The sequence below is a fragment of the Polaromonas sp. P1_H6 genome (genome assembly GCF_056405195.1).
Map to the genome: position 1 here is coordinate 105495 of NZ_JBFUCN010000010.1, position 20749 is coordinate 126243.

Genomic DNA, 20749 nt, shown 5'->3' on the forward strand with positions numbered 1-20749 from the left:
CGCCATGTACTCCCCGACCACCCGTGTATTGACCGTGCTGGAACTGCTGCAGTCCCATGGACGCATGAGCGGCGCCGAACTGGCGCGGCGGCTGGAGGTCGATGGCCGCACGCTGCGCCGCTATATCGCCAAGCTGGAAGACCTGGGCATCCCGGTGGTGGCCGAGCGCGGACGCTACGGCTGCTACAGCCTGATCGCCGGCTTCAAGCTGCCGCCCATGATGTTCACCGACGACGAGGCCCTGGCGCTGTCGATAGGCCTGCTGGCCGCGCGCAGCCTGGGGCTGGCCGAGGCCGCGCCGGCCGCGCAAAGTGCGCAGGCCAAGCTCGAGCGCGTGATGCCGCACAACCTGAAAAACCGCATACGCGGCCTGGGCGAGACGGTGACGCTGGACCTGCGCCCCGCGGACGCGCCCGGCGACAACACCGCCTTGCTGGCCCTGAGCGCCGCCGCCCACGGCTGGCAGCGCGTACACATGGCTTACCAGTCGGCCGAGGGTGAGGTCACGGAGCGCGACTTCGATGCCTACGGCCTGGTGTTTCGCCGCGGCCGATGGTATGCGGCGGGCTGGTGCCACCTGCGCGGCGCGCTGCGCTCATTCAGGCTGGACCGGGTGCGCGAGGTGAAAGCGCTCAACGTGGTGTTCACCCCGCCGGCCGACTTCGATGCGGTGCAGCACCTGGCGCTGGGGCTGGCCACCATGCCGCGCAGCAACACCGTGCGCTTGTTGCTGCGCACCGACCTGCAGACCGCGCAAAGGGAGCTGCCCGACAGCGTCGGTGTGTTCCAGCCCAGCGAGGAGGGCGTGCTGCTGCACAGCCAGACCGACCACCTGGGCTGGTTCGCGCGGCAGCTGATGTGCCTGTCTTTTCCGTTCGACGTGCAGGAGCCCGGTGAGTTGCGCGTCGCGCTGCGCGAGCATGCCGAGCGGACGCTGGCACAGCACGCGGCGTAAAGCGATGGGGGATCAGGCGGTCTTGGTTTGCAAACGGCCGCCGCCGCGATCCTGGCCGTAAAAGCCGAAATTCATGGCCGGGACTTCACCGCTGATCAGCTCGGCGATGGCCTTGCCCGAGCCCGCGCCGTGCGTCCAGCCCAGCGTGCCGTGCCCGGCGTTGACCCACAGCCTGCCCACTTTGGTCTTGCCGATGTAGGGGATGTTGGTGGGCGTGGCGGGGCGCAGGCCGGTCCAGAACTGCGGCGTGCCGCCCTGCTCTTCAAGGCGGGTGTCGCAGACGCCCGGCAGCACTTCTTCGATGCGCTCGGCCAGCATCTTGCAGCGGGCCTTGGCCAGCGGCGTGTCCAGCGAGAGGTCATAGCCGCCGACCTCGATGGTGCCGGCCACGCGCAAATGGCCGCCGAGCCGGCTCATGGCGCATTTGACTTCGTCGTCGATGGTGCTGACAAAAGGCGCGAGTTCCGGCTTGAGCAGCTTGAAGGTGGCGCTGTAACCTTTGCCCGGATAGATGGGCAGGTCGACGCCCACGCTGCGCAGCAGCGGCGCCGTGTAAGAGCCGCAGGCCACGACGATTTCGTCGGCCTTGAGCCGGACCAGTTCTTCGTTCTCGCCGCGGATGGTGCGCGGCCGCACGGCGACGGACTCGATGGCGCCGCCGGTTTTTTCCAGCCGCTCGATGTCGTGGCCGTAGAGGAAACGCGCGCCCCGGTCGGCGCAGCGCTGTGCCAGCGCCTGGGTGAAGACACGGGCGTCGCCGCTTTCGTCGCTGGCGGTGTAAGTGCCGCCCACGATGCGGTGCGCGAAGGACTTGAAGGCCGGCTCTATGGCCAGCAGTTCGGCCGTGCTCACCACGCGGCGCGCCACGCCGTATTTGCGCATCAGGGCCGCGGCCTCGCCGGCCGTGTCGAAGGTTTTGGGGTCGGTGAAGTAGTGCGCGATGCCGCGCTCAAGCCGGTTGTATTCGATGCCGGTGGCGGCCACCACGTCCTTGAGCGCCGCGTGGCTGTAGGCGCCCAGCGCCACCAGCTGCTGCACGTTGCGCTCGAACGCGGTGTCATTGCATTGCGCCAGGAACTGCAGGCCCCAGCGCCACTGCTGCCAGCCTTCGCCGAAGGGCAGCTGCGGACGGAACAGCAACGGCGCGTCGTCCCGGAACATCCATTTCAGCGCCTTGAGCGGCGCGTCCTTGTTGGCCCAGGGCTCGCAATAGCTGACGGAAATCTGCGCCGCGTTGCCGAAACTGGTTTCCAGCGCGGCCCCGGGCTGGCGGTCCACCACCGTGACCTCATGGCCGCGCTCAAGCAGATGCCAGGCGGTGCTCACGCCAATGATGCCCGCCCCTAAAACGACTACTTTCATCCGAACCCCTTTGGAAGCTTCAAGTGTGAAGGATGTTGCTTTCAATTAATAGAAAAATTAAACTCTCAGTGAAAACATCAGAACAGCTAATACAAAGGGATGACGGATGAGCACTTTTGACCCTGATGCGCTTGAATGCCTGGCGGCGATTGTCGAAGAGGGCGGTTTTGAGCGCGCGGCCCAGCGCTTGTCCATCACCCAGTCGGCGGTTTCGCAGCGCCTGCGGGCATTGGAGGCCCAGGTCGGCACCGTGCTGATCGTGCGCAGCCGCCCGCTGAAACCCACCTCGGCCGGCCAGCTGTTGCTCAAACACACCAAAATGTTGCGCCTGTTGCGCGCCGACCTGGAGCGCGACCTGAAAGAACTGGCGCCCAGTTCGCTGGGCGGCGCGCGCGAGGAAGAGCGCATCTCGATCGCCATCAACGCCGACAGCATCGCCACCTGGGCCTTGCCGGCCCTGACCGAACTGGTGCAGCAGGGCCTGCCCATGGAGATCATCCACGACGACCAGAATTTCACCCATGAATGGCTGCGCGAAGGCCAGGTGCTGGGCTGCGTGACCACGCTCAAGCAGGCGCTGCGCGGCTGCAAGGTGGAGCCGCTGGGCGCGATGCAGTACATCGCGGTGGCGGCGCCGGCCTTTGCGCAAAACCGCCTCGGCCTGCGCGACGGCGCGGGCGACAGGCAGGCCGCGCCCGGGTTGACGCAGTACAACTTCCGCGAGGTGCCCTTCATCGCCTTCAATCGCAAGGACGAGTTGCCGGTCGATTTTGTCAGCAAGGCCTTCGGGCTCAAGCGCGTCACCCTGAACCAGCTGTTCGTGCCCTCGTCGGAAGGCATGGTCAGGGCCGTGCTGGCGGGCTGGGGCGTCAGCGTGGTGCCGCGCCTGCTCGCGCAGGGCCTCATTGACCAGGGCCAGCTCGTCAATGTGGCGCCCCATTACACGCTGCCCATCCAGCTCTATTGGCATTGCTGGAACCTGGAGTCCGAGGTTCTGGACGCCCTGACGGCCGCGCTCAAGCAGTCGGCAGCCCAGTCGCTGGTGCCGTAACGCAGCGCTGCGGCACGGCGATGCTTGGGGCTGGAACCAGCCCCTTGGTATTCAATTTCCCGCCGCACGGCCAAGCCTGACCCTGTAGGACAGCGCCGAAGACTGCCACTAAAGGCCTCAATTCGGGGACTAATCCCATTTACAAAAGCCGGGTGCGTGCGCACACTGCAGAAACTATGCAGGGCGCGCCGCGGCATGGCAGGGAAAGGCACAAGGTAACAGGAATGCTGGGATGGCTCGGGCTGCGTACCCGTCTGGTTCTGCTGGTGCTGCTCGCGCTGCTCCCCGTCTTCGGCCTGCTTGTCTATTCCGCGGAGCAAAGCCACAGGGCCGCGTTGCGGCTGGCGCAGTCGGACCTGCTGTCGGATGTCCTGATGCTCTCGACCCGCGAGCAGCGCACGGTGGACATGGTCCACGAGCTGCTCAACGGCATTGCCAGCGGGCCGCACATCAAAAACCTGGTGCCCGGCCTGTGCGGCCAACACCTGAAAAACCTCCACGCGGAGCATCCCGAAATCACCAACATGGGCCTGGCCGCGTCCGACGGTACCTTGCTGTGCGACGCACTGGGTACGACCAACGGCCTGCGTATCGATGACCGGCCTTATTTCAAGCAGGTCATGGCGGGCCAGCGTTTCGCGGCGGGCCGTTATGCCACGGGCCGCGCCAGCGGGCGTCCCGGCATCGGTTTCGCAGTGCCCGTGCGCAACGAAGCCGGGAACATCAGCGGCGTGGCTTTCGCGGTGCTGGGGCTGCCCGCGCTGGCGGAATCGCTGGCGGAGGCACCCACCATGCCGGGCGCCCGCCTGTCCGTGCTGGACCGGGACGGCACGGTGCTGGCGGTGTCCCCGCCGGCGCCGTCCTGGCTGGGCGAGCCGCACCCGGACCCCAACGTGCAACAGGCGGTGCGGGAGCGCCGGCAAGGGGTGCAGCATGCGGCGGGCATGCAGGGCGCGCCGCGGGTCTATGCCGTGGCGCCCGTGCCGGGCGGAGGACGCGAGGGCTTGATGGTGGCGATCAGCGTTCCGGAAGCGGTGATCGCGGCGCCCAGCCATGAGGACCTGGTTCTCGAACTGCTGGCGCTGGCGGCGATGGCGCTGGTTGGCGTGGCCTGCGCGCGCTGGATGGGCAACCGGCTGATCGTCAACCCCGCCAAGGCCATCCTGAGAGAAGCCGACGAGGTGGCCCAGGGCAACCTGGGCGCACGCGTGAAGCTGGGGCCGCTGTACCAGGGCGAGCTCGGCGAAATCGGGCTCACCTTCAACCGCATGGCCGAGTCGCTGCAAGCCCGGCAGCGGGAGCTCGACGCCATGCTGGACCGCGTCGACAAGGAGCGGTCCCTGCTGGACCTGATCCTCAACAGCATGAACGAGGGGGTGATCGCCACGGACACCGAAGGCCGCTTCCTGCTGTTCAACGCCACGGCGCGGGTGCTGTTCAACGCGGCGCCGGATCCCGGCATGCGGATCGAGGACTGGCGCCGCGGCCATGAACTGCTGATGCTGGACGGCAGGACGCCCTACCCCACGCCCGAACGCCCGCTGACCCAGGCCGCGCGCGGCATCCGCATCGACAACTGGGACCTGGTGTTTCGCCGGCCCGGCGCGGAAGACAGGGTGCTGCGCATCAGCACCCGGCCGCTGCGCGACGCCGCCGGCATGCTGATGGGCGGCCTGGTCGTGTTCAACGACATCACCGCCCAGAAGGCGGCGGAAAACTTCGCGCGGGCGCAGGAGCAGGTGCTGGCCCTGATCGCCGGCGGGGCGCCCCTGGCACAGTCACTGGAAGCCATCGTTCGCCTGATCGAAGACAGCTCGCCGGACAGCCTGTGCTCCATCCTGCTGCTGGAGGACGGCAAGCTGCACCTGGGAGCCGCGCCCAGCCTGCCCGACCGCTACAACCAGGCCATCGAGGGCCTGCTTGCCAACGAGGGCGTGGGCGCCTGCGGCACCGCGGCGTTCCGCAACCAGCTGGTGGTGGTGGAAGACACGCAGAGCGACCCGCTGATGCAGGACTACCGCGAGCTGATGCGGGAGCACGGCCTGCGGGCCTGCTGGTCCATGCCGGTGGTGTCGACCGACGGCGAGGTGCTCGCGACGTTCGCGATCTACCGCGCTTACCCGTGCAGGCCCCAGACCGCTGAGATCGAGCTGATCGCCATCGCCGCGCGCCTGGCCGGCATCGCGCTGGCGCGCGTGCGCGCCGAGGCGGCCCTGGTCAGCAGCGAGGCGCGCTTTCGTGAACTGGCGGAAAACATCCAGGACGTTTTCTACAACGTGGATCCGCGCTCCGGCCGTCTCCTCTACATCAGCCCCGCCTATGAAAAGATCTGGGGCCGCAGCCGCGAAAGCCTGTTTGCCGACCCTCTTTCGTACGCCGATGTCGCATTGCCGGAGGACACCCATTTGCTCAAGGAGGCCAGGAAGCGCAATCGCATCGGGCAAGCCTCCGACACCGAATACCGCATCCTGTCCACGGACGGCCAGATACGCTGGATACGGGACCACGCCTACCCGGTAATGGGTGCTTCCGGCGAGCTGGAGCGTGTGGTGGGCACGGCGCGCGACATCACCGACCGCAAGCTCGCCGACCTGGCGCTGGCCAGCACCAACCGGGCCTTGCAGATGCTGAGCCGCTCCTGCATCGCCATCAACCGCGTGGACGAGGAAAGCGAACTGCTGGCCGAGGTATGCCGCGTCGCCGTCGACGTGGGGGGCTATCGCATGGCCTGGGTGGGCTATGCGCAGGACGACGCGGAGCGCCGCATCCTGCCCGTGGCCCACGCCGGCGAAGAAAACGGCTATCTTGCGGCGATCCGCCTGAGCTGGCGCGACGACGATGCCACCGGCCAGGGCCCGGCGGGCCAGGCCGTGCGCAGCGGGCAGCCCCAGCAGACCGGCGACATCAGTCAGGCCGAGAGCCGGTTCTACTGGCACGCGCCGGCCCTGGAGCGCGGGTTCCTCAGCGCGATCTGCCTGCCACTGCGCGACGGCCCGCGCAGCTTCGGCGTGCTGTGCCTGTATTCGGGCGAGGCGCAGAATTTCAGCGCCGATGAGGTCAGGCTGCTGCAGGAGCTCGCGGACAACCTGGCTTTCGGCGTGATCGGCTTGCGCGCGCGGCTGGAACGCCGGCGCAGCCAGGAGGCCGAGCGTCAGGCCGTCATCAAGATACGCGAGCAGGCTTCGCTGCTGGACCGGGCGCAGGACGCCATCATGGTCCGCAACCTCGACCGGACCATACGCTTCTGGAACAAGGGCGCCGAGCGCCTTTACGGCTGGACGGCCGAAGAGGTGCTCGGCAAGAGCATGGAAACGTTCATGTACGCCGATCCCCAGGTGCTGATCGACAGCATGGCCCGTACGGTGGCCAATGAGGGCGACTGGAGCGGCGAACTCGAGCAGCGCGCACGCGACGGCTCGATGGTGTGCATCGAAGCGCGCTGGACGGTGGTGCGCGACGAGCGGGGCCAGGTCAACGGGGTGCTGGGCATCAACACCGACATCCACGAACGCAAGCGCGCGCGCGAGGAAATCCTGCGGCTCAATGCCAGCCTGGAGGAACGCGTGCAGCAGCGCACCGCCCAGCTCGAATTCGCCAACAAGGAGCTGGAGGCTTTCTCCTACTCGGTGTCGCATGACCTGCGCAGCCCGCTGAGCGCTGTTGACGGCTTCAGCGACCTGCTTGAGCGGGCCATGGCCAAGGCCGAAAGCAGCCCCCTGACCGAACGCAGCCGGCATTACCTGGCGCGCATACGCGCGGGGGTTTCACAAATGGGCGAGTTGATCGACGCGATGCTCACGCTGGCGCAGGTGTCGCGCTCCAGCCTGCGCTGGGAGCGGGTCGACCTCAGCGCGGTGGCCGAAGCCCTGCTGGCCGGCTACCGCGAGCGCGAACCCGACCGTGCCGTGCGCCTGCATGTCGAACCCGGCGTGACGGGCCAGGGCGACCCGCGGCTGCTCAAGCAGGTGCTCGACAACCTGATCGGCAATGCCTGGAAGTTCAGCGCCAAGCAGGAATACACCGAGATCAGCTTCGGCCGCGAAACCGGCAAGGACGGCGAGACGGTGTACTTCGTGCGCGACAGGGGCGCGGGCTTTGACATGGCCTATGTCGAAAAACTGTTCGGCGCCTTCCAGCGCCTGCATGCGCTGTCCGAGTTCGCCGGCACCGGTGTCGGCCTGGCCACGGTGCAGCGCGTCATCGCGCGCCACGGCGGCAAGGTGTGGGCCGAGTCACAGCCGGATAAAGGTGCGACGTTTTATTTCACGCTGGGTGTGGAGACGGTGTAACCCCCGTCCAGGCTCACTGCGTGTAGCCTGTTCCCCCAAAAGTGATGCACCCCTGTCCAAGCTCACTACGTGTAGCCTGTTCCCCCCTCAAGGGGGCGGCGCCTGCGGTCTGGCAAAGCCAGTCCCGCGGCCCCCTGCTGGTATTGAGCGGCTCGCTTCGCATCGCGCCTGGGACGCCGTGCATTGCACGAAGTGAGGAGCGCTGACTAAAAGGTTTTCTGTTGGAGTGTCTCGCGAAGGGTCTGTGCCTTGTCGGCATCAAACTGCCCTTCAACCCGGGCCAGCACCTCGCCCTGGCGGTTGACCACCACGGCATAGACCTGGTCGGTGCTGCCCAGGCCGGCGGAGCGCACGAAGCTGGCGCGGTCGGTGAACACCGGCACCAGTTTGGCCCGCTCGGTGTCGGCCGGGTAATGCTGGAGCAAGCGGTTTTCGACCGCGCTGCGGCCCGTCATCGTGCCGGGGTCGTTGACCACCGGCATGCGCATCCAGGTGATCGAAGGGTCGTTGCGCAAATTCATGCCCTGGATCCAGCTCTCGACCTGGGCGTGCTGGCCGCGCTTGAAGGTGATGAGGGCGAGGGTGCGGTCGGAGGGCAGGCCCTCGGGCACGGTGACCGGCTGTCGCAGCAGGGTTTGCGCCATGAAGGCCGGCAGGCGACCCATCACGCTGGAGTCATTGGGCGCCGCAAGCGCGAGTGCAAAGGCCAGGCCGGCGGCGGCAAGCCAGGCGCCAAGATAGGACACATTGCTTTTCATGGTGCTCTCCCCGATAAGGGTGCGGTGCAGGAAGTCCTGCATGAACCCTTCATGCAAGATACATGCAAGCCGAACGGCGCGCAAACCCACAATTGGAACAAAGTGTTATCACCTTGTGATGACGCTTTGCTTCCGCGTTGCAGGCCCTTGTTGGGTCATGCGCCGCGCGGGAAGTTCAAAAAAAAGTGGCGCGGCCGAATGCGCCATGGCGTTATGACTTTAGTCAGCAGCGGCGTGCGGACAGCGCGCTGATAAGAATGCTTTGGACTGTTGAGCTATTGGCCGATGCCGATCAGCAGTTCAGGTAAATAACCCTCCTGCTCGCCCTTGCGCGCATAGCCCAGCGGATTGGCGACGACGCGGCAGCCACGGCTGGTGTAGTCGATCGCGCAGTGCAAATGGCCGTGCAGCCACAGGTCGGCCAGCGGCAGCAGTTCATCGAGGGCGTTGCAAAACCCCGCCGTGCCCGGTGCCAGGCCGTAGCGCGGGTCGGCGCTCAGCAGGCTGGGCGCGAAGTGAGTGACGGCCACCGTGAGGCCGTCAAAGGGCTGGGCCAGTGCCTGCCGCAGCCAGGCCTGGCTTTTCAGGCCCTGCTCGCGCACGTCGGCCGCCAGCAGCGGCTGCCCGCCCCTGAACGAATGATTTTTGCTGAGGTAGAAATTGGCCGCGCGAAAGGCTTTCTCGCGCGCCTTCAGCTGTTCGCCTAGCGTGATATCGGCGTCTTGGGCCTGGCCCCCGCTCAGCGCGTCGAAGTCGGTCCACAGCGTGCTGCCCACAAAACGGATGCCCCGCAGCACCACGATTTCCTGTTCCAGCCAGACCATGCCCAGCCGCTCGCAAGTCTCGCGCAAGCGCGCATGGGCGGCGTCAAAGTCCAGGCCGTCGTACTCGTGGTTGCCCGGCAGGAAGAGCACCGGGGTCGGCCAGCCAGCGCCACCCTGGGCCACGGGCAGGGGCGAAAAACGCGCCAGGCCGAAATCGGCGACGCCGCGTTCTCCCAGCAGCGAGCCCTGCTGGTAGGAGCCGATGTCGCCGGCCAGCACCAGCAGGTCGGCGCCGGGCACCGGCCTGGCCGTGAAGTCGGGGTTGCTTTCGAGATGCAGGTCGGACAGGAGCTGGATGTTCACCCGTCGATTGTGCGGGAAGACCGGCCCTGTTCCGGGCGAGGGCTTTTTGCTTGCGCCACCGCGCGCCCCTGCACTGCGCTAGATTCCATGGGGCGGGGCATGAAGCTATGGAACAGGAGCCGCTTGTGACGCAAATCGAGATCAGGAACGCCGCCGTGGCGCAAACCTTCGCGGCCTACCCGCCGGACTTGCGGCGCCGCTTGATGCTGCTGCGCGGGCTGATCCTGGACACTGCGGCCGCCACGCCCGGCGTCGGCGAGATCGAGGAAACGCTCAAGTGGGGGGAACCTGCCTACCTCACGTCGGCCAGCAAAAGCGGCAGCACCCTGCGCCTGGGGCCGGTCAAATCCAGTCCTTCGCAGTACGCCCTCTACTTCAACTGCAAGACCACGCTGGTGGACACCTTCCGCACGCTGTTTCCGCGGGAGCTCCGTTATGAAGGAAACCGGGCCATCGTGCTGGACGCCGCCGACGCGCTGCCGCGTGATGCGCTGGCATTCTGCATCCAGGCGGCCTTGACGTATCACCGGAGGAAATCCGTATGAAACCGCGCATTACCCTGATCACCCTGGGCGTTGATGACCTTGAGCGCTCGCTGGTTTTTTACCGCGACGGCCTGGGGCTGGCGACGCCCGGCATCGTCGGTAAGGAATTCGAGCACGGCGCCGTGGTCTTCCTCGACCTGCAGCCCGGCCTCAAGCTGGCGCTGTGGCCGCGCGCCAGCCTGGCGCACGACACCGGCCTGCTGCCCTCGCAGCGCGGGGTGCCGGGCTTTTCACTGGCGCACAACGTGGCCTCGCAGCAGGAGGTGGACGCGGTGATGGCCGAGGCCGCGAAAGCCGGCGCCGTGATCACCAAGCCGGCAAGCGCGACCTTCTACGGCGGCTATGCCGGCTACTTCCAGGATCCGGACGGCCATCTCTGGGAAGTGGCGTGGAATCCGCAGTTTGAGCTGGCCGATTAGGGTCGCCGCGGGCCTGGGTGATGTCAGGCCAGCGGCGCCGGCAGCCGCACCGTGAAGGTCGTTCCTTGCCCGGGCTGGCTGCTGATCGCAACAAAGAAAGGCTCTCTCAGGACGGAAGCCATCCCTGAGTAAATAGGATTCCCGAAACGATTAAAAGAGCCCCTGCCCAGAAGCGTGGATGGAGACACTCTCCGAATAGCTGACGGCTACCGAGGGGGACCAGAATGTATCCACCCGCCGCGAACGGCACCAGTTGGGAAAGAGGGAGGGTTTGAAGTGCGAGCATCACGAGGCCAATCGACACCAGTTGCAGGCTGCCAGCCGCACCGAGACGAGCCAGCCGTCGCGGGAAGCTACCGGGTAGCGCCGCCCCCTTCATGAAAAGCTGGGAAACACTGCTGCAGGCCAGGGACGTTAAGCAGAGCCCGAGTTCGGCTGGGCTCATCGCGGCATCACTCCCCGGCTGGTGAGCACCACGCCTGCAAGGATGAGCGTCATCCCAACGGCGTAGCTACCGGTCAACACTTCTGCGAAGATCCACGCACCCGCTAGGGGAGTGATGCCGTAGATAAGTGCCGTCCACGGATAGGCTACCGATAACGGCAGTCGGCGAAGGGTCAGCAGCCAGCAGCAAATACCGCCGGCGGAAGCACCCAAAGCAGCCCACAGCCAGGGGTTGCGAACAAAACCTTCCATCGCACTGGCATGGGTCAACGAGTGCAGTCCCGCGAACTTTAAGAGTATCTGGGATGCAGTCATGCACAAGATCATCCCCGCCAGGAAAACTGCGTGCATCATCTGCCAGCGACGATGATGCTCTGGCCACAGGCGATGTCCCGCAACAGGGGAATGCGTTCGACAAGCGGCTCGACCGCTCGCAGGACTTTGGCGATTGGGTCCGGACAGAAGAAGGGCACTAGGTTTAACATGCGGCAACGGTGTACAGATAGGCTGGCCGCGGTGATCCAGCTGCATATCAAGCCGGGGCGGAAGGAGCGTTCTTCGTGCTCGATGTGATAATTTGAGAAGCGTTCCAGGAGCTTAAGGACCGGGTTGTTGCCGTTGGGCTCGAGCACAATTACTGTGCCCTCGAATGCGGCCAGTCCGGCCAGGGCGCGAGCTGGATCGGGCAGATGATGAAGTACCCCTCGAATTACGATGCAGTCGAATCGCCCGGAAGCGATGTATTCGTCAAGCACGTAGATATTACCGACTTCGAAGTGCACGGTGTCCGCAACACCCAGAGCCTGAGCGCGGGCACGGGCGGCGTCGATGGCCACGGCGGCTGGGTCAAGGCCAACAACCTGGCGTACGCCAAGGCGGGCAAATTCGACGGTATACGCACCATCGCCGCAACCTAGGTCTAGCACAGAGGCGCCACGGAAGTCGAAGGATTCGGCGATGGCGCGGCTTATTCGGCCATTGGCGAGGCGAGACGATAGACGGTCCCCTGTATATGCGTAAGCCCCGAGTTCGCGCACATCTTCGTCAAAGCGACGAACATTTCGTTTAATGTCGGGGGGCTGGACTTTGGTCATAGTGTGCCGGCAGCCTTGGCGGCCGTGATTTCATTGAGGCTTGATGCCGACAGCGAGCATGTTGCCGACGTTTATGGCGAAGGTATGGTCCGCAAGCCCGGACCGCTCAAGCAGGCTGAGGAGTGTTTTTTTTGCAGAATCCGGCAGCGGCGTGAGTCGAAGCCAGTAACGCAGCGGGTAGGCGTTGCGGATCGGGCTCAGTGCAATGCGTTCGAACCCGGCCCTTTGGAGCAGTTCACGCAGGGCCCGGGGGCTGAAGAGTTGGAGGTGCTCAACATCGATGATCGGCGAACGCAGGCCGAGCAGCCGATTGAGAGGAGCCCGCCAGTCATGCACCACTACCGCTATTGCGCCTCCTGGCTCGAGGAGACTGTGGGCGGTGGCGACGAAATCGCCCGGATCAGGTAGATGTTCAAGCGTCATGAAGGAACAGATGAGGGATGGAGTCTCGCCGTCAAGCATGGATGCCGAGAACATTCCCTCCCTAAGCAGGGGGCGTGCTGCCGGCGGGGCGGCGTCGATAGCTGCCCGTGAAGGCTCGATGCCAATCACCGGTGTGAATCCTTGGGCCTGCAACCAAGGAAGGAACGGTCCGCTACCGGCGCCTACATCGATTGCAGCGTTGCGGACGGTGAGCCCTTGCAAGTGGGGCTCAAGAGCGTCAGCGTATGTTTTGGCCGCGGCCACTGCTTCGGGACCCGAGTCAAAACCCGCATCAGCGTAGGCGGCGTGCAGGAAGTCCTCGGCCGGAGGCGAAGGCGCGTAGACCAAATCGCAGGTGGTACAGCGCACGAGGCGAAGGCACATGAATTCCGGTGGTTTGCGGGATGCGTAAGTCAGAGTTCCGACCCGCTCGGGATCAATACGCTCGGCAGCGAAGGGCGCGTGGCTGCGGCCCATGCAGACGGGACATGCGCGCTCGACGCTCAAAGTTGCCCCCTCGGATCTGCGGGACGGATCTCACCGTGCACGATCAGACTCCGGCGAATGAAGGCTGGTCGAGCTTTGATCTCCTCGAAAATCTTGCCTATGTATTCGCCTAAAAGACCGATTCCGAGCAGTGTGAAGGAACCGAAAAACATAACCAGCAATGATAGAAAGGTCACGCCCTTGGGGACTGTCTCGGGGCTGAGAACCCGTACAAGGATGCTGAAGATCGCCAGCAAAATTGTCGCAAAGGATGCAACCCCTCCCGCCGCGGTAAGCAAGTGCAGCGGCATGCGGGAGAAGGAAAAGATGCCTTTCTTGGCCCAACCGATGTTCTTGATCCAGTTATTTGTGCTGACACCAAACATGCGCTCGGGCCTCACATAATCCACCCCTTCCTGGTGGAAGCCTACATAGGCGCGCAGTCCGCGCAGGAACGAGTCGCGCTCCTGGCATTGGAGCAGCCAATACACGACGGTACGGTCGATCAGAGAAAAGTCACCCGCATCTTTTGGAATGGGGACCTCGCTCATCAGGGCAAAAACACGATAGAAAGCCCGATAACAGGCCTCGAGTAGCACGGGCATCTCACGTTTTATCCTCCGACCATAGACAACGTCCGCACCTGCGCGCCAACGCTCTACGAAAGCTTCGATCAGTTCCGGCGGATCTTGCAGGTCGCCGTCCATCAGTACCACGGCCTCCTTGCTGGCAAGTTCCATGCCGCTGCGAAAGGCTGCTTGGGAGCCGAAGTTACGCGAATGGGTGATGCCGATCACATGGGGGTCGCGGGCGCTGATCTCCCGGATCACCTCAGCGGAATCGTCGGGGGAGTTGTCGTTGACAAAGATAATCTCGTAATCAAGCCCCACTCGCTGGAACATCGCTACTAACCGTTCATGCATGACCGGGATAGCCTGAACGTCACGATAACAAGCTATCACTGCAGAGATGGAGTTCTTTTCCTTGCGTGGCTGTGTGCGCTTGGTCAGTCGTGTGAAATTTGCATCGACGAGATAGTTTCGCCACCAATCGCGAGTTTTCTTGAGGCCATCTGTGAGGTCCACTTTGGCAGACCAGCCAAGCAGACGTTTTGCCTTGGTAGTGTCTGCGTACCAGTTGTCTGTTGTATCCCATGCACGGCCTGCGGCGGGGTTGAAGCGCGGTTCGGCAGTGAGCCCGAAAGATGTGAGGGCCAAGTCGGCGAGTGCTGCGAGGGTGGTTGGCCGGCCGCTGCCGATGTTGATGGACTCACCGGCAAGATTTGGCCCCATCAGCTGCGCGGTATCGGCAAAGGCTTCGATGACGTCGTCCACGTGCACGAAGTCGCGGCTTACCTCGGCTCGAGCCAGAACCGGGAGTTCCCCTCGCAGGCTGGCTTCGCACAGCGCGGGGATGAGCCTCGAGCTGTCCTCAAACGGACCATACACCGAGTAGAGACGCAGGTTGGTAACCGGAACGCCGCGCACCTTGCCGAAATAAGCAATGGCAGCGCCGGCAGCGACCTTGCTAACCGCATAGTGGCTGTTTGGCACGAGTGAGGCATTTTCAGCGGGAGCTGCTGAGTTGAGACCGTATTCCGACGAACTGCCTGCGTGAACGAAGGCTGCCAGCTCCATCCCCGCAATCTCTTCCATCAGGCGAATAAAGCTGAGGTAGTTGGTTGCGTGGACGCGCTCATAGTTCTGCTCGAAGGAATAGGCCCCAAAGGATGCGCAATCGAAGACCATCTTTGGTCCAACCCGGTGTAGCACCGATCGGACGCTAACCGGATCCTGCAGGTTCAGGAATGCGATGTTGGTCGAGGGTACGCCGTCGAGACGCCAGGTGTCGCCGGAAAAAACGGTGCCGGTTACATCGCTGCGCACCGCAAGCAGACGGCGTAGCAAGTTGGCTCCAATGAAACCGCTGGCACCAAGAACCAGCACCGGGCCAGCCAGATTTCTAAGCTTGTTGTCGAGAGTCATTTTCTCAGCCGGTGACCATGGAACGGATGGATGGCGCATCGAGCCCGCACTGGGCACGGTGAAAAGCCTGGGAGCCGAAGCGACCGGTGGGATAGCCGAGAGCCGGTCTATGAACGAAGCGCCCCGCTGCCAAGCCGCGGGCGGCGAGGCCAAATGCCAAGTTCATCCCGAGTCCCCCTTGGGCAACATGTTCTTCCAGAACGTAAAGGGGACGACCAATTATCTGATCCAGAAATCTGGATGGTATTTCGGCGTCATTGAACTCGCACACAGCCCATACCGACGGTCTTGAATCGATATCAAGGTCGGCCAAGGCTTGCCAGGCAACGCCCGCAATCGGACCAAGAGCCGCAATAGCGCCGCAGCGACCGGGCAGAACTTCTCGCCAGGGGGCGTACTCAGGCACACTTTGACCAACCGGCCTGACGTCGTAGCCCAGGCGAAGATAAGTAGGCTCGTCAAGGTGCGCAAGAAGTGCAGGTAGATCATTGTCAAAAGCCGGCACCAGCACACGCACGCCCAGGGCATTCATCGCTGCACAGTCTTCAAGTGCGTGATGGGTCGGTCCCATATGGCCGTATGCGTAACCACCGCCGTTTCCCACCAAGCACACCGGCAGGCCGCCCAGGCAAAGGTCATTGCGGATCTGTTCGAAGGGACGTGCGTAGCAGAAGGGGGCAATGCTGTAGACGATCACGCGCAAGGATTCACGCGCGAGCCCTGCCGCAACGCCGATCATGTTCTGTTCGGCCACCCCGGCATTGACGAAGCGTCTACCAAACGCGGACTTGACTTCTTCCAGGGCCATAAAACCGAGATCGCCGGTGAGGAAAAACCAGTCGTCGTGGTTGCAGTGCGCCAAAACCGCGTCTGCGAAGGCTTTTCTCATTGAGCGCCCTTCTGTTCGAAGGTGCTGAGGGCCGCTGCATAGTTGGCCTCAGACAAAGGCAGGTAATGGGATTCCAGCTGGCCCTCGAAATGCAGACCACGCCCCTTAACAGTGTCAAGAATCAACACCCGGGGAGCGCCATTGGCGGGTCTGGCGATGGCTTTCGCGATGGCATCTGGATCGTGGCCGTTGATCCTTTGAACGTCAGCACCGAACGCTGTTATGCGTGGAGTGAGATCGTCACAAGAGATCACGTCAGCCGTGCGACCGAAACCCTGCAGGCCATTCTGGTCGATGAGTATGACAAGATTTCTCAGCCGCTGATGGATGGCGAAGTTAAGGGCCTCCCAGCAGCTACCCTCCTGCCATTCGCCGTCGGAGCAAAGACAGAAGACCTGATGATCAAGACCCTTGTGGCGTGCCGCGAGAGCAAGGCCGGCCGCCAACGACGGACCGTGTCCGAGAGATCCGGTGGAAAACATCAACCCGGGAATGCCGGAGCCGCTAGGGTGGCCGGGAAGCAAAGTGTCGTCACGCGTGAAAGTCCGTAGATCAGTATCAGAGAGGCGACCAAGGCTCCATAGTGTGGCGTAGAGAGCTCCAGCCGAGTGCCCTTTTGAAAGAACAAAGCGGTCGCCTGGCGCCATCACAATGTGATGCAGCGTCATCAGTGCGTCTATACATGAGAAATTACCGCCGAGATGCCCACAGTTTGCGTCATGGTGAAGCTGAAGGAGTCTTATTTTCGTATCGCGAAGAAGATCGGCGAAGAGATCACTTATTTCTTTCATTGTTCTGCGCCCTTTGCCGTATAAATTTGGTGCGCAGAATTGCGCAGGTGAGACACCGGCTCAAAATTATTCAGAATATATTGATAATCAAAGGGTTGCGGCGCCATGAAGTTCGGGTTGCTTTCTCGGTGCAAGTCGGCCAGAGGCTGGATGTTCACCCGCCGATTGTGCGGGAAGACGGTCCCGATGTCAGGCCAGCGGCGCCGGAAGCCGCACCGTGAAGGTCGTTCCCTGCCCGGGCTGGCTGCTGACCTCGATCTCGCCCTTGTGCAGGTCCACGCATTCCTTGACGATGTGCAGGCCTATGCCAGTGCCGGAAATATTGCCCACGTTGGTGCCGCGATGAAAGCTGCCGAACAGGCGCGGCAGGTCGGCCTCCGGAATGCCTATGCCCTGGTCGCTGATGCGCAGGTGCATCTGCTCACCGACGCCGCGGACCGCGAATTTCACCGGCGTGTCCGGGTCTGAATACTTGAGCGCGTTGCCCAGCAGGTTGATCACCACGTGGCGCAACAGCTGCTGGTCCGCCGTGCGCGGCGCGTCCAGCCCGTCGCAGGTGAGGGATACGCGCGCGGCCTGCGGGTTGCCGCGCTCGAGCTCGGCCATCACCTGCACCAGCCAGTCGGGCACCACCAGCGGGGCCGCCTCGAACTTGAATTTGCCCAGCTCCAGGCGGCTGGTCAACAGCACCTGCTCGACCATGTTGTTCATGCGCGCCACGGCGGTCTTGATCTGGCCCAGCAGCTCGCGGCGCTCTTCGGCCGGAAAGCTCGCCCCGTAGGCATCCAGCAGTTCCACGGACGACAGGATGGCGGCCAGCGGCGTGCGGAACTCGTGCGAGGTGACCGCCACGAAGCGCGACTTGAGCTCCGACAACTCGCGCTCATGCGCCAGCGCCTTGAGCATGTCTTCCTCCGCCTGGCGCTTGAGTGTCACGTCGGTCAGGAAGTTGAGCGTGGCGGGCGTGCCCTCCCACTCGAACATCACCGCGCTGATCTCGAGCCAGCGCGTGATGCTTTGGCTGTGCTGCACGCGGAACTGGTAGTGGTTTTCGACGCTCTCCCCGCGCAGGCGCTTGCGGTGGTTGCCGAGCACCCGCTCACGGTCGTCGGGGTGGATGAACTCGATGAAGGGGCGGGACTTGGCGGTTTCCTCGTCCAGCGCGGTGAGTTTCAGCGCCTTGGGGTTGGCATAGAGGATGCGGCCGCCGGCCGTGACCAGGATGCCCTCACTGACGTTTTCGACCACCGCGCGGTATTTGGCCTCGGAGTCGGTGCGCCTGCCGATTTCCACGCGCAATTGCTTGGAGGTATCGAGCTGCCAGGTGATGTTGTTGGCCAGGTGAATGACGCGTAGCAGTTGCCCCGAAGGGCTGTGGATGGGCAGCGCGCGCTGGCTCAGCCTTGCGACGTCGCCGTTGGGCCTGCGCACGCGATATTCCTCGCTGCGCTTGATGACGGCCTGCTGCAACTGCCGCACCCGGTCGCGGTCCGCGGGGTCGACCTGGTCCAGCCATTGCCACGTATCGCCCGCCAGTTTCTCGGCCGACAGGCCCCAGAAAATCTCAAAAGCCGGGTTGGTGTAGCTGATGCGGCCGCTGGCCGGGTCCCAGGACCAGAGCATGGCGTCGATATTGGCGGCGACCTGCCGCAGCAATTCCTCGCCGGGCAACGAAGCCGGCGTCACAGCCGACGTCGATGCGGGGGAGGGTGCGGGCATGCAGGGAGCATAGCCGTTCGGGACGCGTGATTTCCTCCCGTTAAACCCCGGCCATGCGGGGCTGCGGATCAAACTATGCATGTTTTGCATGGGTTTGGCCCCGTCTTAGGCTTGAAACCCTAGGGAAAACCCTTATTCTTGATCCATCGCCAACTTTTCACCCTCTGCCGGGTGACTTTCGACATGTATAGCCTGTTTGCCCAGATCGCCCGTTTCCTGCCTTCCGCCGCCGGCGTGGCCCCCGTCAATGGCGTGGCCCACAACCTGATGGAGCGCGCCGAAGCCCGTGCCGGCCGCAACCCCCAGCAAGCCCAGGAACTGCGCGACGCCGCTCGCGCCTACCTCAGCGTGGTTCGCTGAGGCCCGCTCCGCCTGAAGGCGGAGCACCCTCTCAAAGCTTCACACCCGCGCCCTTCACCGCGGGCGACAGCACGGCCACCTGCTCCCTGACGAAGCCGGTGAACGCCGCCGGGCTCATGGCCTGGGTGGTGATGCCCAACTCCAGCATCTTCTTTTTGATCTCTGCCGTTGCCAGTATTTCGTTGCAGGCGCTGCTCAGCCGCGCCACCACGTCGGCCGGCATGTGCGCCGGCCCGCTCAGGCCGAAGAAGTTGTCCAGTACCAATTTCCGGTAGCCGAACTCAAGCACGCTGGGCACATCCGGCACCAGCGGTGAGCGCGCCGCCGAGGTCACCGCCAGCGGCACCAGCTGTCCGCTCTTGAAGTAAGGCACAAACGCCGTCAGCACGTCGATGCCGATGGGGATCACGCCCGCGATCAGGTCCGTCGTCATGGGCGCGCCTCCGCGGTAGGGGATGTGCTGCAGGTTCACGCCCATGGCTTTTTTCATCAACTCACCGTAGATGTGGCCGATGGAGGCCGGCCCGCCCGAGCCGAAATCCAGCCGGCCGGCCTTGCGCGCCTGCGCCTCCACGTCGGTCATGGTCTTGATGGGCACATGCGGGTTGGCCATGACCACGCAGGGCGCGTTGCCGATCAGCGCGATGTGGGTAAAGCCCTCCACCGGGTCATAGGGCTGCTTTTCCAGCGCGAACGGGCCTATGGACACCGGCGTCGAATTGCTCAGCATCAGCGTGTAGCCGTCGGCAGGCGCCTGCGCCACCACCAGCCCACCCACGCTGCCGCCCGCACCGGGGCGGTTGTCCACCACCACCGCCTGGCCCAGCTTTTTGCCGAGTTGTTCGGCCATGACGCGCGCGACGATGTCGCTGGCGCCGCCGGCCGGGAAGGTCACGACGATCTTGATGGGTTTGTCGGGCCAGGCCGCGAAGGCCGGCAGGGCGAGGGACGCGGCACTGCCGGCGAGAAGTTTCAGCGCGCTGCGGCGTGCGAGGGGCCGGCGAAGTTCAAAGTGGGACATGGAGCGTTCCTGCGGACAGTTGAGTGCGAAACTGTGTGCAAAAACCGTGCCCCAGGGCCCCAAAACCGTTCAAATGAGGGGCGGTGCGCGCCGGGCGCCGGAATATCGCCGGCAAATCAATAGCCGCTTGCGCACGTCGCCCCGCCTCGTGATCAGCGCCACAGCTCTCCACTCAGGGACACATCCTTGACCATGCGCTCTTCCAGGTAGGCGTCCTTGTACGCGGAACGCACGGTCTTCCAGGTTTCGCTGTTGGCCGGGAGGTCCGTGCGCGCCGAGATGATGGTGCGAAACGAGATATGGCCGACGCCGGTGAATGACGCTTCGGCGCGCAGGGCCGCATTGCAGTTGATCGTCTCCCCCGGGCCGATCATTCCAGGGGGGCAAATGTCGGCCCGTATGTCGCCGGGCTTCAGTGCCAGCTCCGAGGCTCGCATATTCGGCAGCGGGTGCAGGGTCAGGGCGATGCGCGGCTGGCTCACGCGGATGGCGCGGCGGCCTGCATTGGTCAGGGAAAAACCGAAGGAAACGGTGTGGTCCTGCCAGGCGACCTTTTGCTGGAACTTGACCTGCAGGTTGGGAGCCAGGGAGTCCACCAGTTCATCGACCGCCTTCACCCGCTCCAGCCGCTTGCGTTCCGCGGCCTGGGCGTCGGGCACCGGCTTCTGCGCGGGCTCGGGAACCGGTTCCGCCACGGCCTTTGGCAGCTGGATCTCGGTTTTCATCTGCTCCATGTTGGCGCGCAATGCCTCGGTCTGGGCCTTTGCCTCGGCGAGCTTTTGTTCAAGCTGCTGCTGGTTCTTGTGGTTGTCGGCCATCAGTTGCTGCATCAACCGCTGGGCCTCCTTCTGCGCCTTGGCCGCCGGGCGGTCCACCAGCAGATAGCGCGCCGCACTGCCTCCCACCACCATCACCAGGCAGGCGATCAGCAGGAAAACCAGGGTGTCGTATCGCTGGGCCCCGCCATCCTTGACGGGTTTGGGAGGCGGAAGGGGCGCCAGGGGAATGGGGGGCATCTGTTTGTAAGCCAT

Annotated in this window: 19 protein-coding genes; 6 read left to right on the plus strand and 13 right to left on the minus strand. The window is 64.2% G+C overall.

The genetic code is table 11. From position 1 onward, the window contains the following. Positions 1-4: 4 nt before the first annotated feature. Positions 5-955, plus strand: a complete 951-nt coding sequence (locus AC1D1F_RS11605) for a helix-turn-helix transcriptional regulator (RefSeq protein WP_477676306.1) — start codon at positions 5-7, stop codon at positions 953-955. A 12-nt stretch (positions 956-967) separates the two neighbouring features. Here the strand turns inward: AC1D1F_RS11605 and AC1D1F_RS11610 are convergent, their stop codons facing one another. Then, complete coding sequence (locus tag AC1D1F_RS11610; protein WP_477676305.1) at positions 968-2317, minus strand: D-amino acid dehydrogenase; 1350 nt, start codon at positions 2315-2317, stop codon at positions 968-970. Between the two features lie 106 nt (positions 2318-2423). Between AC1D1F_RS11610 and AC1D1F_RS11615 the strand changes: the two genes are divergently transcribed. Both AC1D1F_RS11615 and AC1D1F_RS11620 read left to right on the plus strand, forming a co-directional pair. Continuing rightward, positions 2424-3368: a LysR family transcriptional regulator ArgP gene (locus tag AC1D1F_RS11615; protein ID WP_477684368.1), complete on the plus strand. Its 945-nt coding sequence runs from the start codon at positions 2424-2426 to the stop codon at positions 3366-3368. Positions 3369-3592: 224 nt separating this feature from the next. Next, on the plus strand, positions 3593-7657 hold the full coding sequence (locus AC1D1F_RS11620; RefSeq protein WP_477675835.1) for a PAS domain S-box protein: 4065 nt from the start codon (positions 3593-3595) through the stop codon (positions 7655-7657). 206 nt (positions 7658-7863) lie between these two features. Here AC1D1F_RS11620 and AC1D1F_RS11625 read toward each other — a convergent pair whose 3' ends face one another. After that, on the minus strand, positions 7864-8415 hold the full coding sequence (locus AC1D1F_RS11625; protein WP_477654425.1) for a hypothetical protein: 552 nt from the start codon (positions 8413-8415) through the stop codon (positions 7864-7866). Between the two features lie 275 nt (positions 8416-8690). Then, entirely contained in the window at positions 8691-9542 is an 852-nt protein-coding gene (locus AC1D1F_RS11630; protein ID WP_477675836.1) for a metallophosphoesterase, read from the minus strand. 125 nt (positions 9543-9667) lie between these two features. On the opposite strand from AC1D1F_RS11630, the gene AC1D1F_RS11635 reads away from it, so the two are divergent. Together AC1D1F_RS11635 and AC1D1F_RS11640 are read left to right on the plus strand one after the other, a co-directional pair. Next, on the plus strand, positions 9668-10087 hold the full coding sequence (locus AC1D1F_RS11635; RefSeq protein ID WP_477675837.1) for a DUF1801 domain-containing protein: 420 nt from the start codon (positions 9668-9670) through the stop codon (positions 10085-10087). Further along, positions 10084-10506: a VOC family protein gene (locus AC1D1F_RS11640; RefSeq protein WP_477675838.1), complete on the plus strand. Its 423-nt coding sequence runs from the start codon at positions 10084-10086 to the stop codon at positions 10504-10506. The genes AC1D1F_RS11635 and AC1D1F_RS11640 overlap by 4 nt, the downstream gene beginning before the upstream one ends. A gap of 441 nt (positions 10507-10947) precedes the next feature. Here the strand turns inward: AC1D1F_RS11640 and AC1D1F_RS11645 are convergent, their stop codons facing one another. The 8 genes from AC1D1F_RS11645 to AC1D1F_RS11680 are packed head-to-tail and all read right to left on the minus strand — an operon-like array spanning position 10948 to position 18337. Beyond that, the gene (locus AC1D1F_RS11645; protein ID WP_477675839.1) at positions 10948-11265 is read right to left on the minus strand and encodes a DMT family transporter; all 318 of its coding nucleotides are present in this window, start codon (positions 11263-11265) and stop codon (positions 10948-10950) included. Between the two features lie 35 nt (positions 11266-11300). Beyond that, positions 11301-12044 (minus strand): class I SAM-dependent methyltransferase, encoded by a 744-nt coding sequence (locus AC1D1F_RS11650; protein WP_477675840.1) that lies wholly within the window; start codon positions 12042-12044, stop codon positions 11301-11303. Positions 12045-12074: 30 nt separating this feature from the next. Next, positions 12075-12974 carry a class I SAM-dependent methyltransferase gene (locus AC1D1F_RS11655; RefSeq protein ID WP_477675841.1) on the minus strand — a complete coding sequence of 300 codons (900 nt, stop codon included), beginning with the start codon at positions 12972-12974 and terminating at the stop codon, positions 12075-12077. Further along, a complete protein-coding gene (locus tag AC1D1F_RS11660; RefSeq protein ID WP_477675842.1) occupies positions 12971-14938 on the minus strand; it encodes an NAD-dependent epimerase/dehydratase family protein in 1968 nt (655 codons plus the stop codon). Before AC1D1F_RS11660 ends, AC1D1F_RS11655 begins: the two co-directional genes overlap by 4 nt. A gap of 4 nt (positions 14939-14942) precedes the next feature. Then, positions 14943-15827, minus strand: a complete 885-nt coding sequence (locus AC1D1F_RS11665) for a transketolase family protein (RefSeq protein ID WP_477675843.1) — start codon at positions 15825-15827, stop codon at positions 14943-14945. Continuing rightward, positions 15824-16618: a 1-deoxy-D-xylulose-5-phosphate synthase N-terminal domain-containing protein gene (locus AC1D1F_RS11670; RefSeq protein WP_477696121.1), complete on the minus strand. Its 795-nt coding sequence runs from the start codon at positions 16616-16618 to the stop codon at positions 15824-15826. Before AC1D1F_RS11670 ends, AC1D1F_RS11665 begins: the two co-directional genes overlap by 4 nt. Next, the gene (locus AC1D1F_RS11675) at positions 16615-16776 is read right to left on the minus strand and encodes a hypothetical protein (protein WP_477675845.1); all 162 of its coding nucleotides are present in this window, start codon (positions 16774-16776) and stop codon (positions 16615-16617) included. Before AC1D1F_RS11675 ends, AC1D1F_RS11670 begins: the two co-directional genes overlap by 4 nt. A 31-nt stretch (positions 16777-16807) precedes the next feature. Continuing rightward, positions 16808-18337, minus strand: a complete 1530-nt coding sequence (locus AC1D1F_RS11680; RefSeq protein ID WP_477675846.1) for a sensor histidine kinase — start codon at positions 18335-18337, stop codon at positions 16808-16810. Positions 18338-18508: 171 nt separating this feature from the next. Here AC1D1F_RS11680 and AC1D1F_RS11685 point away from each other — a divergent pair, with 171 nt between their 5' ends. Beyond that, positions 18509-18697, plus strand: coding sequence for a hypothetical protein (locus AC1D1F_RS11685; RefSeq protein ID WP_436155678.1), 189 nt, complete (start codon positions 18509-18511; stop codon positions 18695-18697). Between the two features lie 31 nt (positions 18698-18728). On the opposite strand, the gene AC1D1F_RS11690 is transcribed toward AC1D1F_RS11685, so the two are convergent. Beyond that, positions 18729-19718: a Bug family tripartite tricarboxylate transporter substrate binding protein gene (locus AC1D1F_RS11690; RefSeq protein ID WP_477696120.1), complete on the minus strand. Its 990-nt coding sequence runs from the start codon at positions 19716-19718 to the stop codon at positions 18729-18731. A gap of 152 nt (positions 19719-19870) precedes the next feature. Beyond that, complete coding sequence (locus AC1D1F_RS11695) at positions 19871-20749, minus strand: hypothetical protein (protein WP_477696119.1); 879 nt, start codon at positions 20747-20749, stop codon at positions 19871-19873.

Coding starts and splice junctions, on each gene's coding strand:
- AC1D1F_RS11615 (WP_477684368.1), top strand. CDS start 2,424: ATGAGCACTTTTGACCCTGATGCGCTTGAATGCCTGGCGGCGATTGTC.
- AC1D1F_RS11695 (WP_477696119.1), bottom strand. CDS start 20,749: ATGGCTTACAAACAGATGCCCCCCATTCCCCTGGCGCCCCTTCCGCCT.
- AC1D1F_RS11620 (WP_477675835.1), top strand. CDS start 3,593: ATGCTGGGATGGCTCGGGCTGCGTACCCGTCTGGTTCTGCTGGTGCTG.
- AC1D1F_RS11640 (WP_477675838.1), top strand. CDS start 10,084: ATGAAACCGCGCATTACCCTGATCACCCTGGGCGTTGATGACCTTGAG.
- AC1D1F_RS11660 (WP_477675842.1), bottom strand. CDS start 14,938: ATGACTCTCGACAACAAGCTTAGAAATCTGGCTGGCCCGGTGCTGGTT.
- AC1D1F_RS11665 (WP_477675843.1), bottom strand. CDS start 15,827: ATGAGAAAAGCCTTCGCAGACGCGGTTTTGGCGCACTGCAACCACGAC.
- AC1D1F_RS11645 (WP_477675839.1), bottom strand. CDS start 11,265: ATGACTGCATCCCAGATACTCTTAAAGTTCGCGGGACTGCACTCGTTG.
- AC1D1F_RS11605 (WP_477676306.1), top strand. CDS start 5: ATGTACTCCCCGACCACCCGTGTATTGACCGTGCTGGAACTGCTGCAG.
- AC1D1F_RS11650 (WP_477675840.1), bottom strand. CDS start 12,044: ATGACCAAAGTCCAGCCCCCCGACATTAAACGAAATGTTCGTCGCTTT.
- AC1D1F_RS11670 (WP_477696121.1), bottom strand. CDS start 16,618: ATGAAAGAAATAAGTGATCTCTTCGCCGATCTTCTTCGCGATACGAAA.
- AC1D1F_RS11625 (WP_477654425.1), bottom strand. CDS start 8,415: ATGAAAAGCAATGTGTCCTATCTTGGCGCCTGGCTTGCCGCCGCCGGC.
- AC1D1F_RS11610 (WP_477676305.1), bottom strand. CDS start 2,317: ATGAAAGTAGTCGTTTTAGGGGCGGGCATCATTGGCGTGAGCACCGCC.
- AC1D1F_RS11680 (WP_477675846.1), bottom strand. CDS start 18,337: ATGCCCGCACCCTCCCCCGCATCGACGTCGGCTGTGACGCCGGCTTCG.
- AC1D1F_RS11690 (WP_477696120.1), bottom strand. CDS start 19,718: ATGTCCCACTTTGAACTTCGCCGGCCCCTCGCACGCCGCAGCGCGCTG.